General features: G+C 45.0%; 16 protein-coding genes. 5 read left to right on the top strand and 11 right to left on the bottom strand.

Translation table 11 applies throughout. The features are described from left to right. The 4 genes from miaB to B3182_RS09080 form a co-directional block, all read right to left on the bottom strand. Positions 1 to 1,293, bottom strand: a 1,293-nt coding sequence (gene miaB, locus B3182_RS09095) for a tRNA (N6-isopentenyl adenosine(37)-C2)-methylthiotransferase MiaB (protein WP_292752466.1), incomplete at its 3' end; no start/stop codon positions are given. Between the two features lie 143 nt (positions 1,294 to 1,436). After that, positions 1,437 to 3,032 (bottom strand): glucan biosynthesis protein G, encoded by a 1,596-nt coding sequence (locus tag B3182_RS09090; RefSeq protein WP_349676189.1) that lies wholly within the window; start codon positions 3,030 to 3,032, stop codon positions 1,437 to 1,439. Positions 3,033 to 3,104: 72 nt separating this feature from the next. Continuing rightward, positions 3,105 to 4,367 carry an acyltransferase family protein gene (locus tag B3182_RS09085; RefSeq protein WP_292358266.1) on the bottom strand — a complete coding sequence of 421 codons (1,263 nt, stop codon included), beginning with the start codon at positions 4,365 to 4,367 and terminating at the stop codon, positions 3,105 to 3,107. 98 nt (positions 4,368 to 4,465) lie between these two features. Continuing rightward, entirely contained in the window at positions 4,466 to 4,777 is a 312-nt protein-coding gene (locus B3182_RS09080) for a hypothetical protein (protein WP_292358268.1), read from the bottom strand. A gap of 214 nt (positions 4,778 to 4,991) precedes the next feature. On the opposite strand from B3182_RS09080, the gene B3182_RS09075 reads away from it, so the two are divergent. From B3182_RS09075 to ycaO, 3 genes are all read left to right on the top strand, one after another. Further along, on the top strand, positions 4,992 to 5,426 hold the full coding sequence (locus B3182_RS09075; RefSeq protein ID WP_292358270.1) for a GlcG/HbpS family heme-binding protein: 435 nt from the start codon (positions 4,992 to 4,994) through the stop codon (positions 5,424 to 5,426). Positions 5,427 to 5,455: 29 nt separating this feature from the next. Then, positions 5,456 to 5,659 (top strand): DUF3185 family protein, encoded by a 204-nt coding sequence (locus B3182_RS09070; protein WP_292358272.1) that lies wholly within the window; start codon positions 5,456 to 5,458, stop codon positions 5,657 to 5,659. A gap of 139 nt (positions 5,660 to 5,798) precedes the next feature. After that, on the top strand, positions 5,799 to 7,541 hold the full coding sequence (ycaO, locus tag B3182_RS09065) for a 30S ribosomal protein S12 methylthiotransferase accessory factor YcaO (RefSeq protein WP_292358274.1): 1,743 nt from the start codon (positions 5,799 to 5,801) through the stop codon (positions 7,539 to 7,541). 52 nt (positions 7,542 to 7,593) lie between these two features. On the opposite strand, the gene B3182_RS09060 is transcribed toward ycaO, so the two are convergent. From B3182_RS09060 to B3182_RS09035, 6 genes are all read right to left on the bottom strand, one after another. After that, a complete protein-coding gene (locus tag B3182_RS09060) occupies positions 7,594 to 9,168 on the bottom strand; it encodes a cation:proton antiporter family protein (RefSeq protein WP_292358276.1) in 1,575 nt (524 codons plus the stop codon). 154 nt (positions 9,169 to 9,322) lie between these two features. Continuing rightward, positions 9,323 to 9,619, bottom strand: a complete 297-nt coding sequence (locus B3182_RS09055; protein WP_292358278.1) for a DUF1840 domain-containing protein — start codon at positions 9,617 to 9,619, stop codon at positions 9,323 to 9,325. Positions 9,620 to 9,903: 284 nt separating this feature from the next. Beyond that, the gene (locus tag B3182_RS09050) at positions 9,904 to 10,224 is read right to left on the bottom strand and encodes a hypothetical protein (RefSeq protein WP_292358280.1); all 321 of its coding nucleotides are present in this window, start codon (positions 10,222 to 10,224) and stop codon (positions 9,904 to 9,906) included. Positions 10,225 to 10,323: 99 nt separating this feature from the next. After that, positions 10,324 to 10,599, bottom strand: coding sequence for a DUF1971 domain-containing protein (locus B3182_RS09045; protein ID WP_292402858.1), 276 nt, complete (start codon positions 10,597 to 10,599; stop codon positions 10,324 to 10,326). 119 nt (positions 10,600 to 10,718) lie between these two features. Further along, the gene (locus tag B3182_RS09040; RefSeq protein WP_292358284.1) at positions 10,719 to 11,339 is read right to left on the bottom strand and encodes a uracil-DNA glycosylase family protein; all 621 of its coding nucleotides are present in this window, start codon (positions 11,337 to 11,339) and stop codon (positions 10,719 to 10,721) included. A gap of 40 nt (positions 11,340 to 11,379) precedes the next feature. Then, positions 11,380 to 11,634 carry a DUF1488 family protein gene (locus B3182_RS09035; protein ID WP_292358285.1) on the bottom strand — a complete coding sequence of 85 codons (255 nt, stop codon included), beginning with the start codon at positions 11,632 to 11,634 and terminating at the stop codon, positions 11,380 to 11,382. 242 nt (positions 11,635 to 11,876) lie between these two features. Here B3182_RS09035 and B3182_RS09030 point away from each other — a divergent pair, with 242 nt between their 5' ends. Further along, complete coding sequence (locus B3182_RS09030) at positions 11,877 to 13,163, top strand: MgtC/SapB family protein (protein ID WP_292358287.1); 1,287 nt, start codon at positions 11,877 to 11,879, stop codon at positions 13,161 to 13,163. Positions 13,164 to 13,398: 235 nt separating this feature from the next. Here B3182_RS09030 and B3182_RS09025 read toward each other — a convergent pair whose 3' ends face one another. Further along, on the bottom strand, positions 13,399 to 14,859 hold the full coding sequence (locus tag B3182_RS09025; protein WP_292358289.1) for a phospholipase D-like domain-containing protein: 1,461 nt from the start codon (positions 14,857 to 14,859) through the stop codon (positions 13,399 to 13,401). A gap of 342 nt (positions 14,860 to 15,201) precedes the next feature. Here B3182_RS09025 and B3182_RS09020 point away from each other — a divergent pair. Beyond that, the coding region (locus tag B3182_RS09020; RefSeq protein WP_292752460.1) for a purple acid phosphatase family protein at positions 15,202 to 16,660 on the top strand (1,459 nt) is incomplete at its 3' end.

Here is a 16,660-nt window from a genome sequence, read left to right as displayed (position 1 = left end):
GTGTGCCTCTGTGACACGCACATCGACAAACTTGCCCACCAGCGCAATATCACCGGGGAAATTGACGACCCGATTATTTTCAGTTCTGCCGGCGATTTCACCGGCATCGCGATGTGCAGCACGCTCTACCAAGACACGTTGCACCGTACCAAGCATCGATTCACTCACAGCATTTTCAAGCTCACGTAAACGATCCTGCATAATTTGCAGACGCTGTTTTTTCTCTTCATCAGAAACTGAATCATTAAACATCGCTGCTGGTGTACCAGGACGTGCGCTGTATATAAAGCTAAAAGAGTGATCAAAACCTATCTGATTAATCAACGCCATCGTCGCGTTGAAATCTTCTTCGGTTTCATTAGGAAATCCGACAATAAAATCGCTCGACATACTCAGATTCGGACGGATTTTTTTGACCCGCTCAATTTTTTCAATATATTGCGCAACAGTATGGCCGCGTTTCATCATCGCCAGAATTCGATCTGAGCCGGACTGCACCGGTAAATGCAGGTGGTTGACCAATTCCGGAATTTCGGCAAACGCTTCGATCAATGAATCGGAAAATTCCACCGGATGCGAGGTAGTAAAGCGAATTCGCTCAATACCTTCAATTGCTGCGACATAGTGAATCAATAACGCCAGATCAGCGGTTTCATCATCTTCAATAATACCGCGATAGGCATTAACGTTTTGTCCTAACAGATTGACTTCACGCACGCCCTGGGCGGCCAGTTGTCGAATCTCTCGTAACACAGCACCCACTGGACGACTGACTTCTTCACCCCGGGTATACGGCACAACACAGAATGTGCAGTACTTGCTGCAACCTTCCATGATGGAAACAAATGCTGTTGGGCCATCGGCTTTTGGCGCAGGCAAATTATCGAACTTTTCGATTTCCGGAAACGAAATATCAATTTCCGGTTTATTATTTTTTCTGACATCGTCCAACATGGTGGGCAGTCGATGCAGAGTTTGTGGTCCAAAAATCAGATCGACATAAGGCGCACGTTTACGAATCGCCTCACCTTCCTGACTGGCCACACAACCGCCAACCCCAATCACCAGATGTGGTTTTTTATCTTTCCAGCGCTTCCAGCGACCCAGTTGATGAAAAACCTTTTCCTGAGCTTTTTCACGAATCGAACAGGTATTAAGCAACAACACATCGGCATCTTCAGCGATATCGGTTGTTTCCAATTGATGTGACGCAGCAAGCACCTCGGCCATCTTGTTCGAGTCGTACTCGTTCATCTGGCAGCCAAAGGTTCTGATAAAAAGTTTTCCGGCCATAAAATCAGTCAGTGATAAAGGGCGCACAGCATACGCTTTTTACGCCTTAGAGTACAGACAAGTGATTGTTTTTGTTAGCGCAAAATTAGTCACCGTAAAACAAATCACTTGTCTATGCTGGGCTGAGCCTTCTAGTAATTTTTTCAGCGGGTTACAGCATAGCCAACAGGAATCTGATAGCTCCATGTTTCGGATAAGGGTTGCTGATGTTCATCGACCAGCGCGGCACGCATTTCTACCACTTTATTTGGATCATGAATCTGCGTACGCATCATTAAACGCCAGCCTTTGGTGGCTGGGTTATAACGTAAGTGGCTGCTTAAAATTTCGGCATGCTCACTGATACTGATTTGTGTTGCTGGTACTTGATGTTCACCCCGCTCTGTCAATACCGGTCCTTCAAAATCCACTTGCAATAATATGGTTTCATCCAAATCACGAATCAGATTGGCTTGTTTGTCTTCACCTGCAGAACGTAATGTTTGTGACACCCAGGCAATATTGGGGTCTGCCAATGACGGCTCATCCAGCGTCCAATGGATCCGATAAGACATTTCTAGCGGCTCCCCCAGCGGCGGAAGATTATCCGGAATCCAGAAAGTCCCGATATTGTCATTAGTCTCATCTGCTGTGCGATATTCAATCAATTTGATGCGACCTTTACCCCAGGCACTTTTGGTTTCAATCCAGGCACTTGGTCGTAAATGGTATAAATCATCCAATTCCTGAAAGCGCGAAAACTCACGGCCGCGCTGCAACAAACCAAAGCCTTTCGGGTTTTCGACCTGCCAAGTACTCACAGACACCCCATCCGGGTTATTCAGCGGACGCCAAATCCTTTCCCCGTTTCCAGCATGAATGGCTAACCCGTTCGAATCATGAATTTGTGGGCGGAAATTATGCTGGCTCGGTGGTTGTCGGCCATCATATAAAAACATACTGGTAAGTGTCGCCAGACCTAGCTCATGAACGTCTTTACGCAAATACACTTTTGCTTCGACATCCAGCACGGTATCGGTGCCTGGTTGTAAATCAAAACGATAAGCTCCCGTCGCGCTAGGCGAATCCAGCAATGCATAAATCACCAGATTCTCTTCACCGGATTGGGGACGCTGAATCCAGAATTCACGAAATTCCGGAAACTCTTCTGCAATATCATCAGCAACCGCAGTATCAATATTCATCCCTCGCCCCGAGAGACCATAAACCTGATCCTCACCAATCACCCTGAAATAACTCGCGCCCAACACACTCATGATTTCATCGTATTTATCCGCTTTATTGATGGGATATAAAACACGAAAACCGGCATACCCCAGATTCGCCGTGGTGGCTTTTTCAAAAGTTAAATCACCAAAAGAGAAATTTTCCGGATCGTAGTTAATTTCCGTCATGCCATTAGGTAGGATCTCATTAATCTTTACCGGCACTTTAAAGTGCATTCCTTGATGATAAAACGCCAGTCGGAATGGCGTTTGCTGTTCCTTCCAATGAAATTGCTCTGCTCTTGGCTGGATTTTCATGTAATCGGCAAACTGCATCTGACTGAACTCTGCGGGCAGATTGCTTTGTGGTTTGACATAGTCCTGTTTGACCAGTGCCTGAGCTTTTTCAGCGACATCGTCGAGTGAAAAGGCATAAAGACTGCTTGAGATCATCAACAAGCTGATGGCAACAAACCGACTGAAAAATGTGGATGAACGTCCTGAGCGATTTGTTAGGGTCTGTTGATCTTTCATAACTGCCTCTGTTGTGACTGAAAATGAATTTTGCTTATACATAGAATCAGGCCGCCATTGGCACATAAAAAATCAGGATTGCTTGATTGCCGTAAATGGCAACCGTTTTAATATCCACTTACGGGTAGGCACCACCGCGTGCTCCATTGACCAGATACACAAGATAACGGTCAGCAGCAGGAACAATGGATAAAACCAAATCGATAAGCTTTGTTCGCTTGCCTGAACCGCGCAGCTGTTCCAGTTCTGCAAGCACTCAATCGACAGTACATTAAGTATTTTTTCTGATCGGGAAAATAATACAAAGGCAGGCACATGCAATACAAACAATGGCAATGATGCTGCACCCAGCCGACGTGACCAGTTGTTAAACCATTCATTGCGTGGCGTTCCTGCTAAAGCGCACAGATAAATCAACATCAGCTGTGCCGGCAATAACAAACCGTTATGCAGAAGGAAATACCAGTAACGTTCGCCTCTAAGCAGCCATATCGCGCCGAGAAAACACAGCATGACAAACAACCCCATCAGGATTCGCATCATGAATTGTGGATCACGCCCACTATCTCGCAGCTGACGAAACAGGGCATAGCAGAGAATGCCAGCAAAAAACTCTGGAATACGAATAATCGGCATGCGATGTAACATGCCAGTAAATGGCATACCGTAATCGCCATTCCAAATAACCAATAGAGGTGGAATAAGGTAAATCAGCATCAATGCTGAAAGCCACAGAATTTTATGTTTTACCCGCATCAGATACGGCGCAGCAAAAGGAAAAGTCAGATAAAAGAAAAACAACGTCGAAATTGACCATAATGGCGCGTTAAACGTCAGATAAAAAGGGTTCCAGGCCTGCAACATGAATATCTGCAACAACGAATTAATTAGTAACTCACTATTACTCATGTAATGTTCAATTGATGCCCGTCCTGCTTCACCCAAATCCACATTTGTGTCATACACCACAAACCGTACTGTGGCTTTCACATCATCTGGAGGAAGGCCCAGATAATTGATAATGGTCAGTACCGAAAACGTGAGCAGCAATGAAAAAACATGTAGCGGATATAAGTTAGAAAAGCGCTTTGCCCAAAAGCTGGTCGCTGCTTCGCGTAGTTCACCGTTTCGGCAATAAACATGCGCTAAAAGAAATCCGGACAATACAAAAAAACTGCTGGTGGCAAAAAAACCCACACCAACCATATCCATCAACCAGGGGGCTTTTTCTTTGAGTTTATAAGTATGTAACGTGTGAAAAACAACGATATATAAACCGAGCAAAAACCGCAGCCATTCCAGCCCAATAAAATGTTCCTTACCGCGTTGCTCCACTCTGATTCCCTGAACAAATAAATTGCGCTAAATTTTACAGGCTGTTATACAAAACTGTTTAACCAATTCGTTATACAAGGTGTTCCATTAAGCTGGCTTTAATCTGCACTGCGATATCGTTGCTGGTAATTCCAGGCTTTCTCGCATTCCGGTAAATCATAAAACAATACCGGCTGGTCGCCCCCCTTATTACCATAATCGCTATAGAAACGATCACAATATTGCTGGCTGCGATCCCACTCAGCAACGCACTCTGCTGCATATTTTTCCCGGATAGGCGCCAACTTTTCCAACCTTGCCGTTTCACAAGCTTCATCAAGTTGTTGCTGGATTAAACGCCGATCTTCTGCAATTGCCTGATTAATAAATACACTCGTTAATATCATCACTAGTAAAAAAACTGCTTTCATAGACTTTTCCTGTAATCAATAGTTATCAAGGGTTTTGACTTATGTTATTGCGTTTATATCGAGGCCGCTTACAGTAGAAAGGCATTTATTAAAATTAAGATTTCAATATAAATCTTAAACCCTGTCTGGGTCCTATTTTCTCCATGAAATATAGTTGTTGAAAAAATACTTTTTCAACAGTTTCTGATCCAGCAACTCAATTAAGGAGATAACCATGCACGTTACTTCAGAAGCGGCTAAAAAAGCGATTGATGGCGCCCTCAAAAAAGCTGAATCAACTGACACCCGTATGTGTATTGCTGTAGTTGACTCCGGTGGCGCGTTGAAAGCATTCTATCGTATGGATGATGCCTGGGTTGGCAGTATTGATATTGCTATCAAAAAAGCCCGTACGGCGGTGTATTTTGGTATGCCCAGTGGTGAAATCGGTCAATTATCTCAACCGGGTCAGCCTTTATATGGCATCGAACATTCAAATGATGGCATGATTACTTTTCCAGGCGGTGTGCCAATCGTTGATGTTGAAGGCTTTATGTCAGGTGCGATTGGGGTAAGTGGCAGCTCGGTTGAAAATGATGATCTGGTTGCACGTGCAGGCGTTGAAACAATCGGCGTTTGTGACTTACCAGAACACCCATGGAGAACTTAAAAAAATAAATCGCTAACAGGAGAGAGAACATGGGTGGTCAAAAGCTTTTAGGCATAATTTTAGTAGTTATCGGCATTATCTTGTTGGTATTTGGTTTTAATGCCTCACAATCATTGGGCGATCAAGTGACCGAAACGTTCACTGGGCGTTTTACTGATGAAACCATGTGGTACATCATCGGTGGCGCAGTTGCGGTAGTCGTTGGTGGCTTTTTGGCTTTGGGTCGCAAATAAAACGATTCGTTTTATACGTTTGACCTCCAGACAACTAGTCAGAATCTAAATCTGCCGAACTGTTAAGATGTGATTCTAAATCGGCTAATTGAAAGAGCCCCCGTTATTGGGGGCTTTTTTATCCAAGTGAGAATCCACCATGACTGAGAAAACATTTATCAAAGGCAAAGACAGCGATCTGGAAACCAGTATCGCCACCATGCAGGCCAAACTAAAGTCGTTTGGTTTTGATATCGAAGAAGCATCCTGGCTTAACCCGGTCAGCAATGTTTATTCAGTCCATATCCGTGATAAAACCTGTCCTTTGATGTTTACCAATGGCAAAGGCAGTAGCGAAAAAGCCTGTCTTGCCAGTGCGTTGGGTGAATATTTCGAACGGCTCAGCTGCAATTATTTCTTTGCCGACTTCTATCTGGGCGAACATCACAGCAATAGTGAATTTGTGCATTATCCCAACGAACGCTGGTTTGACATGGATAGTGATGAAATGCCCGAAGGCTTGATGGATGAAAGCCTGTGGAAATATTTTGATCCGGAAAATGAACTGACCCCGGACATGTTGTTTGATACCAATTCCGGCGATGGCGAACGCGGTATCTGTGCAGTGCCTTATCAACGCCTTGGTGATGGCGAAGTTCGTTATATTCCAGTCAACCTTATCGGCAATATTTACGTCAGCAATGGTATGTCGGCCGGTAATACCCAGAATGAAGCCCGGGTTCAAGGCTTATCCGAAGTCTTTGAACGCTATGTGAAAAACAAAATTATTGCTGAAGGTATCTGTCTGCCCGAAGTACCGGATGAAGTATTAAACCGTTATCCAAAAATCCAACAGGCATTACAGGAACTGCGTGATCATGGCTATCACTTAAAAGTGGCCGATGCCTCTCTGGACGGTCAATTTCCGGTAATGTCCGTCACACTGATTAATCCTAAAGACGGGTCAGTATTTGCCTCGTTTGGGGCACATCCAAGTTTTGAAGTGGCGCTGGAACGGACTGTCACAGAGCTATTACAGGGACGCGGTCTGGATCAGCTGGATGTTTTCCACCCACCAACATTTGATCTCGATGAAGTCGCTTCCCCCGCCAATCTGGAAATGCACTTTATCGATTCCAGCGGTTATATCTCTAACGACTTTTTCCGTGAAACACCGGACTATGATTTCTTCGACTGGGATTATGATGATGCCACCGCTGACGAATTCAAATTCCTGACCGATAAAATCCATCAACTTGGATTTGATATCTACATTGCCGATTACAGTCACCTTGATGTTTACGCCTGCCGGATTCTGGTGCCGGGCATGTCGGATATTTATCCCGTTGATGAACTGGTGTGGGAAAACAATAATGAAGGCGCATTATTCCGCGAGGATTTCCTGACTCTGAAAGATGGTGACCCGGAACAATGGCAGGATATTCTGGATCGCCTGGATGAAGGCGGTTATAACGATCAAACTCCCGTCGCACCGTTTATCGGGCTGGCCGCAGATCCCGGCACTTTATGGGCAGATATTCGTCTTGGCGAACTCAAAGCCATGCTCTATCTGGCATTGGAAGATGAAGAAGCAATTGACTGGATTGACTGGTGTCTGGCTTTGGATCAGGGCAGCGAGCAGAATATTTTATTTTACCGTTGTCTGAAAGCACTGCTGGAAATCAAATGGGATGATGAACGTGATTACGCTGAATACACCAAAGGCCTGGCATTAATGTATGGTCAGCAAAATGTCGATGATGGCATTCAAATCGTCGAAGGTGAAAAACTATTCCACAATCTGCATTGCCCCGGCCTCAGCCTGGAAGGGTTTGAACGACATAATGCGTTATTGGCAGGCTATGAAAAACTCCAGCAAGCCAAACGGTCAAATTGGAAATAGAGAAAAATCTTTAAAATGGCAGGGCTGCTTTTAAGCAGCCCACAAGTCCAAATTAGTCTTTAATCTCAATCCTCTGCATTGCCTGATCCGCCAGCGATAAACCTGCGCCTTCATAGACTTCAAATACTTCATCAGCACCGAGATTCTTCAGACGCTCAACTTCATCGGGATATTCCACAATGGCTGCAACATGGCCTTTAAAGTCACGTCCTCTCAGTTGTTTAAGCGCATACACATTACCGGCATGATGCGGCATGGCCAGTACCACCAGTTGTATCTGATCGCTCATCAGCAATTTATTCCAAAAGTCGGAGTCAACAGCATCGCCTTCCACGATCCTGAATCGCTCATTTAAACGACTGATTTTATTTTGATCATTATCAACACCGAGTACTTTTAAGCCGTATTTTTGCTGCAAACGCTGATACGCCCCACGACCGATCTTACCCATTCCCAAAATAACTACCTGAGTTGAATTCAATTCAATTGGTTTATCATGCAAATGTAACTGGTCTGTCGGCACCTCTGTTAATCGGCACTTGCTTAGCTGATATATCCGCTCGTTGTAGTTGTTCAAAATGGCTGACACTACAAAGCTCATGGCAACAGATAAAGAAAGTATCACCATCCAATCATTGCTGAGCCAGCCCTCAGACATCGCCAATGCAGCCACAATCAGACCAAATTCCGAATAATTGGTCAGGGTGAGTGAGGTTAACACCGAGGTACGGATACGCAACCTGAACCGTGGGAACATGAGCACAAACAACAAGGTTTTCAACGGCAACAGCACTAATAACAGCAACGCCAGCCCAACATGCTCCCAACTGGGTAAAGCGGTCAGACCAATCGATAGAAAAAAGCCGACCAGAAACAACTCTTTAATATTGAATAAAGAACGCGCCAGATTGGCTGATGTTTTATGCGGTGCCAGCAAAACACCCATAATCAATGCACCCAAATCACCTTTTAAGCCCACCATTTCAAACAGCTTATAACCTACCACCAGTGCCAGCACAAAGCCGAACAATACCTGCATTTCGCCATGTCCAAGGCGATCCAGTAATTGTCTTAAAAAAGGGGCAGCCGGAATCAGTAAAAACAGACCTAAAGCCCAAACTGACGGCATCGTGCCCGTAGTGGCAGAGAGAAAAATCACTGCAAAAATATCCTGCATGATCAGAATACCAATCGCTACGCGGCCATAAAACGATTGGGTTTCACTGCGCTCTTCGAGGACTTTAACGGCAAACACCGTACTGGAAAATGACAAGGCAAAGGCCAGAATCACTATCGCTGTCCAGTCGGTAGATTGCATCAGCAAAATACCACCGAACTTGAGTAAGCCGAGGAATCCTACAAATAACAGACTTGAGAGGGTGATATGTAAGCTTGCCACTCCCCATACTTCAGATTGCAATAAGGTGCGAATATTGAGCTTAAGTCCAATGGTAAACAATAATAAGGTCACACCAAGACTGGCGATGGCCTCAAGCGTTGGTGTTAGCTCATAACCCGAATAGTTGAGTAAAAAACCGGCGGCAAGAAATCCTGCCAGTGGTGGCAGGCGTAAAATCATCGCCAGCAATCCACCTGCAAAAGCATAAATAAAATAAGCCGGTTCCACGATATGACTCCCCGTCTGCTGGCTGATTTAACGCCAATCGTTATATCGAATAAAGGTTAATCATACCGCACAAAATATCAGGGCCTATTGATCTTATTCGTTTCGTCCGTTCTGACAGGTTAAGGTGCGTTAATCCAGAAAATTGTGAATAGTTTTATTTACCTTCCCACATAACATCGGCATTGGCATCAATTGCTGCGTTTAACAGATTAATTAACGGTAATGCTCTTTGTGACAGGCCCGGTTTAAATTCACCATCTTGAGGATCCTGCTCAGCTGCTTTACTGGAATCAACCGCTGTTTGCAGTTTTGATAAAGCCGATGGTAAGTCCTGCGGCTGAAAGGCGCCTGGAATGGTGCCGCTATGCCCCATAATCTTCAACATATCTTTGGCCACATCACCAAACATGGTGATATCGGCGTAAGCCTTGGTGCTAAACGTTACGATCATTCTAGTTCTCCATTAAAAGTTTATTGAGCTGTAAATAACCACGTCACGGTCAGTACATTCAGCGCTAAAGTATCGGAAAAGTTTTTGCGGTTTATCAACGACGCTTAAGCAAAACAGGGTATATCAAGCGAGGGAAAATGGACGCAAGAAATGCGGAGGCAAATACATCACTTCATTGTGTTAACCATAGAGCAAAATGAGGCTGATTGCTATCTAACCTCTTTCATACCAAACCCGACAGAACGATTCGATCTGCCGGATTTGTTAATGACGAATAGCCGTGATTATCTCGGCTCAACCGTAGTTTCGTATTCCGGACTTACCAACCGTGGGTCACCTTCATCCAGACACAGGAAAGTTACATCATAAAAATATTTCACCTTTTGCCGTTTCAGGGTTTTAGTGACCAGTAGCTCTTTTCCCTGACTGACGCAATACTCACCAGCTTGTTCAAGAACAGAAGCTTTTGCCGTGGAGGCATTCAGATGGTCAGCTGAAACCGTATAGGTATCAGGGCCAACTTTTTTAACACCGGAAGTTTTCACTGCACAGCCGGTGAGGACTAATGCAGCTGACAGACTTACCACTAATGCCAGTATTTTCATTTTGTTGTCTCCAATTAATAAACCCTAGTACCAACCAATTATCCGCTGTTATGCGATCTTGCCGACAATAATTTTGGTTAAAGGGACTTGTAATACTCATTACTGGTAAAACTCGACAAAAAAATCGACATGCCCAATCGGTTTTACCTGATGCAAAACAGCGGGCTCCACCACACCATATTTATCTGAATCCAACAGGATTTCTTCGAATGGATCCTGAATGGTATAAAGCAATTTTCCACTTACAACCACAATCTTTCCCCATACGCCCTCCTTGGTTTGGTGATTGTTCAGTAAACCGGTGGGGATAGAGCTCTCATCAAATTCCGGCGTGCGTTTATATGCAACAACATTGTCTGGTAGCGATTTCATCATCTTTACCTCTTAAATAGAACCGGAGCATGCAGAAATCTGCAAATTCATATATAAAATCGTCGATTCTCGACTATATATAACATTCAATTATGTCGTTTTGCATTTCCCCCACGACCAGCTTATGTAGCCTCTTGCGAGTCGGATAAAACTTCGGCCACCCGATGACGTAAATCCGGTAATAACGTTTGTTCAAACCATGGATTGTTTTTCAACCAGCGATTATTGCGCGGACTTGGATGTGGCAAAGGCACAACGTGTGGCCATAGTTCATGCCATGCTAAGACTTTTTCGGTGAGTGAGGCCTTATTATCAGCAAAATGATAAGCCTGAGCATATTGGCCAACCACCAAGGTCAATTGAATATTTTCCAATTTGGACAGCAAGTCGTCACGCCACGTCGGAGCACATTCCGGTCGGGGTGGTAAATCACCTGACTTACCCGTCCCCGGATAGCAAAATCCCATGGGCAGAATAGCAACCTGCTGTTCGTCGTAGAAAACATCGCGTGATATGCCAAGCCAGGCTCGCAATCTATCACCGCTGGCATCATCAAACGGAATTCCGCTTTCATGTACTTTTCGGCCTGGGGCCTGCCCGGCAATCAGAATTCGTGCAGCAGGATGAAATTGCAAAACGGGTCGTGGCTCAACCGGCAACTTCTCAGCACAAATCCGACAACCACGAACCTCATTCAGCAATGCAAACGCATCATCTTCTTGGCAATTGGCAGATTTTTTCAAAACGAATAATCCCGGAGCCAGTGAACCTTAAACAGAATAATTACAACTCACCCCGATCAATATGTAGTTCGCCATCAACTACTTTATGGTTGAGGATCAATCCCTCAGCAATCTCTTCAAATTTATATTGATGCTCCAGAAACACGGTTTCAGCATCCATCTCATCATCCGGGTCAGCCAACTCATCAAGGGCCGCTGTAGAAACAATACATGCCACCGTCTGATTATTGACTATGGCATAAAACGTCACATCTTGATCATTAACCAAATATTCACCGGTAAAGTCGATATCCATAACATCTCCTTTTGGTTGCTCAGGCTTTAGCTTAATAAGCGAAACAAAGTAAGTTGTGGATTTATACTGACAAGTTATCTTCGGTAAATCAATTTTACGGATCTTAATTTAAGCATTGCATTCCCATGATTTTATTTGGATTCGTTGATCTTTAATTACTGTTAATTATTATTACAATGCTTACTAAAGAGTACCAGCTGATGCTTATAATGCTTGTCAGTCATTAATCAGGAATTATTTTAATGTACCAACTGAGTGATTTTCTCGGCGCAGTCAGCCAGGACCTTTTTGCTCTCGGTATTGCTCTAGCTCTGGGTGCCTTAATCGGATTACAACGTGGTTGGCTCGCCCGTGATAAAGCAGCAGGACAACGCGTTGCAGGAATTCGCACGCACGCGCTCCTTGGTTTGCTTGGTGGCCTGTCAGTTCAACTCGGCCGCGAATTGGGTAACTGGGTACCTGCAATATTGTTGGTTATGGTTGCATTGGCCGGACTTGCCGGGTTTTTGATGCAAAACCGACAGCAGCAAGATTTCAGTATTACCAGTTGGGTGGGTCAGGTACTGACATTTTGCTTTGGTGCGCTGGTAGTTGCCGGACAACCTGTGATCGCAGCTGCCGCTGCAGTTGTGACTGCAACGATTCTAGATAACAAAGAATCTATTCATCGTTTTCTGAAAACATTGGAAGCCAATGAACTGGACGCAGGACTGAAACTTCTGCTGATTTCCGTGGTGGTGCTGCCGTTATTGCCAAACGAAGGGTTTGGGCCGGGCGATGTACTCAATCCCAGAGAAATCTGGTGGATGGTGGTGCTCATCGCTGCAATTGGTTTCATCGGTTATTTTGCTATGCGTTTCGGTGGTTCGACACGCGGTATCATGTTTACCAGCCTGTTTGCAGGTCTCAGCTCATCAACTGCGCTAACTTTACATTTTTCACGCCTTTCAAGACAGTCAAACTCACGTCAGCTAAGCCCGCTCCTGGCCGCAGGAATCCTCATTGCATGCGGCACTATGTTCCCACGCATTCTGCTTTATGCTGCACTGATTTATCCACCGTTGCTGAAAGAGTTGCTGATACCTGTCATCGTAATGGGAGGCCTTCTTTATGGCTCAGCTGCACTGATATGGTGGCAACACTCCGGCTCAGTTAACGTAAGTCAGCCTCAAGGGCAGAATCCACTGGAACTACGCTCTGCTCTGCTTTTTGGTTTATTACTGGTAGTGATTTTATTGCTCGGCGAATGGTTGAAAAATGTGATGGGTGATGCAGGAGTCTTTCTACTGGCTGCTATTTCCGGACTGACAGATGTGGATGCTATTACCTTATCCCTGACCCGCATGGCACGTGAGGATTTAATGGCGGCTACTGCAGTGTTAGCAATTATTATCGCCGCTATGGTTAACAATCTTTTCAAAGCAAGTCTGGCTCTTGGCATCGGAACCGTTGGATTGGGCACACGTGTACTGATACCGATGTTACTATCATTATCCTCCGGTTTAGCGGTGGTTTTTTTAAGGATGTAAATTTGCCTGCGTTTTCAACTTACAGCTGATCAAAATTCTTCTTTAATTTTTTTGGCAATACGCTTTACCAATATCCCTTAGAAAAATTGCTCTACACTCTTTCCGAAAGCCCGCGGAGTGCTGAAATATAAGGCGTCAAGAGAAAGCCAAGTCTGATTTACTCACTTTGATTGGTGTTTGCAAATGTAAGTCCATTTAAAAAAAGCCGATTTAGTTTGCTTTTGCAGAGAGAAACTTAAAAAGTGCTGATTCCGGTGGCTTCCATAATGCGATAAAGCATACGCGGCCAGATTCGTTCATCGGCATACTGGGTATAACCTACGCTGTAATTTCGCTGATTCCTGTTATTCCAGCGCTCTTCAAACCAATTCTGGCCGCGCTGCAAAGGTTCAGCCTCAGCAGATCCACGCAGAACCACACTGGTTTCAAGATTTAGGTTATGCAGATTGCGACGGGTTAAATTGGTTGAGCCAAGCATCATTGCACTTTGGTCATCACCCCCTCGATGCATCAGCCATTTTGCGTGACATTGCTCGCCATGCGTATTGCACCAGCGCACGGTAATGCCCGCTTCTACTAGTTCATGGGCCACAGGACGATTAGGTACACCATTTTTCTTCCGACCAAAGGCATCTTTATTGGGATCCAGCAAAACCCTCATGCTCACGCCGCGCTCTGCCGCCCGCTTGAGTGCGTTTACTATGTCTCGGTCAGAAAGATAGAACATCGCCATATCCAACTTATCGCCAGACCCGGCTCCATCAATCATCTCAATTGAGGCTCGCTCAACAGAGCGTTCGGTAACCACCTGAACGGTAAGACCGTTACTGCTCGCCTCTGATATCTGTGCTACTTCAGGTATTGGAACGGGGGCATCCGAAAACTCCAGCACCGCTGCTTCGCTGTCAAACAAATCCCAGGCTGCGGCCCCATTAAACCGCAACGCCACATTACCGTGAGCACTACTACCATCATGAGGATTGGCAGAAGTAACCAATGCTGAAAGTTGCGTCCCATCATCGGCAATGATCAGTTTGCGATGGTTGGCTTTGAAGTTAAGCATGGCAAGATAACTCCGCAGCGAAACCCGTCCCTCCCCAAAAGGATTGGGCAACAGTTCCCCTTCATCATTACCAAAGGGCTGAATAAACAGACGCCAGAAGGCAGAATATGCCGGGTTGCTATCGCGTAAGCGAGTTAAATCGGTCAATGTGACAGAAATACCTGCCGCTTCAAGTTGAGCAAAATGTGGCGAAGGGCGTCCACCATAAAGAGTATTCAGTGGATCGGAAATAACCTGTATATCAAGCGTCGGGTAGCGCCTTTTCTGGGCAATCAGAGCATCTGTCAGTTCGTCAGAGAGAGGGCGGTGTGTCTCCGACAGCTGGCCCTGAAAATCGTTGAATAAAAACATATCCACCAGCACAAATCGACGGGCACCGGCAATCATCTCAAAAATGGCATCGAATATCTGTTGATCGGTATGGCGTTCACCATCCGTGCTGGTAAACGTTCTGTCCGCCAAAAACTGCACATCGGTAGCAGAGCGCTCGGAGGCAAAAATATCCAACCCGGGAGGTAGCGGTTTGTAGACGTGATAAAAGCCCATACCAACCAACACAACAATCAACAATGTCAGCAGCCATAATCCCAAATGCCGACGTTGAGTAGGTTTGTCAGCAATAAACAATTTCATTTAGCAACGCTCCCTTTAGCTTGGCCTATCTATCTATATCAAATCCATCTGAACTGCGTCGCTCATGACGCCTGTTTTGTTGAGAAAGAATACTTGATGACTGTAGTGCTGTTCAAAAATCACATTCGTTATTTCAATGGTTGAAAGAGTCATTACAAAAAAATTTTAGCCAAATCAACTCCTGATCATCCTTTGGTAACGAGCTTTAACGATACTCGATAGAAAAATTCACTTACACTCTATCTGAGAGCGCGCAGGATGTTGACGACAAAGTTATTTCAATTGTGTCTTATCATCACGGGTTTCGTTTTTTTATCAGGATTTCATGCGTCAGGAGTAGCAGTGGTCAAAAAAGTACCGGAAAGCATCGAAGAAAATAGCGATTTTCTGAGCGATCCTTTTCTTCAACTGCCCACGGCAGATTCAGTCAATGTGGTCTGGTTTACCAACTTTGCCGGGCAAAGCCATCAACTGCACTATGGTGATGGACTGATTGCTGATGCCACAACCACCAAGATGACCAGCATGTTTGAGGATGCAGATTCATCCCAACCCGGTAGGGATTATCAAACTCTTACACTGAGAAAGGTCTACCGCCATGAAGCGACAGCATCGTCACTCAGGGCCGGTGTGCGGCTGAATTATCAGGTGAAAAGCATAACCGATGAGGGACAGGTTCTTCTCAGTGACAGCTATAGCCTTACGCCGTTGCCAGAAAAAAATACGCCACTGAAAATTCTACTTACCTCGGATCTGCAATCAAAAACCAACTCTCCAGCCAACTATCAGAAAGTGGTGGAAACAATCGGTCTACCCGATGCGGTTTTCTTTGCCGGTGATCTGGTCAATATCCCCGATCGTGCATCGGAATGGTTTGATCAACTCGAAGACGGTGCACCACCCTTTTTCCCGACGCTGCAGGGACGCTATCAACAACTCAAACCCGACGCGGTCTACAACGGCGGTGAAATTTTGCAACATGTCCCACTATTTGCTGCTATCGGTAATCATGAAGTGATGGGGCGTTTTCTCCCTCAGCAATCTGATCACCGAATGAACAATAGCTTTAATGATCCTCAACCGCGCTGGTATGCCGAAATCGCTTATGAGCAGCTTAAAGAGCAAATCAATCCCGACAATGATCCTCAACGCAAAGCACAATGGATTCAGGATAATTCGCATAATCAGCAAACTTATCTGGATGTTTTTACCTTTCCGGACGACAGTCCCGGTGGTAAAGAATATTACGCCATGGCGTTTGGGGACGTTTTTCTGATTTCGATGAATGTTTCACGGATTTGGCGATCATGGAATGTAAGCGGTCAGCATCGCAGCAAGTTTGTAGAAGCCTTATCCGAGTTGCAAACTCCTGATGCATGGGGCTTTGGCGAATTTATGTTCGAGCGTTTTGATACCCAGTCAGAGCAATACCAATGGCTTGAAAGTGTGTTGCATTCTGATGCATTTAAAGAGGCAAAATACAAAGTTGTACTCGCTCATCAAGGGGTATTTGGACTGGGCGATAATGTTGTACCGGTGCTGGCAAATCCACTGATGCAACTGGTAGAAACAGATGAAAACAATATCGAAATACTGACCGAGCTAACTTTTCCCATCAGCCCGCAAGATTGGCAAAACACCGTATTGCCTAAGCTGCCCAACATCCGTGAAATACGTTATCAATATCTACTTAAAGACGATATTTGGCTTAGAGATATTGAACCATTATTGCTTAAACACCAGGTTGATCTGGTGCAAATCGGTCACTCACATCTATGGAACCGCACAAAAGTCGGCAATA

Source organism: Methylophaga sp. UBA4204, from assembly GCF_002379485.1.
Taxonomy (GTDB): Bacteria; Pseudomonadota; Gammaproteobacteria; order Nitrosococcales; family Methylophagaceae; genus Methylophaga.
Note: the sequence above shows the minus strand (reverse complement) of the source record. Positions and strands in the feature narration are given on the sequence as shown.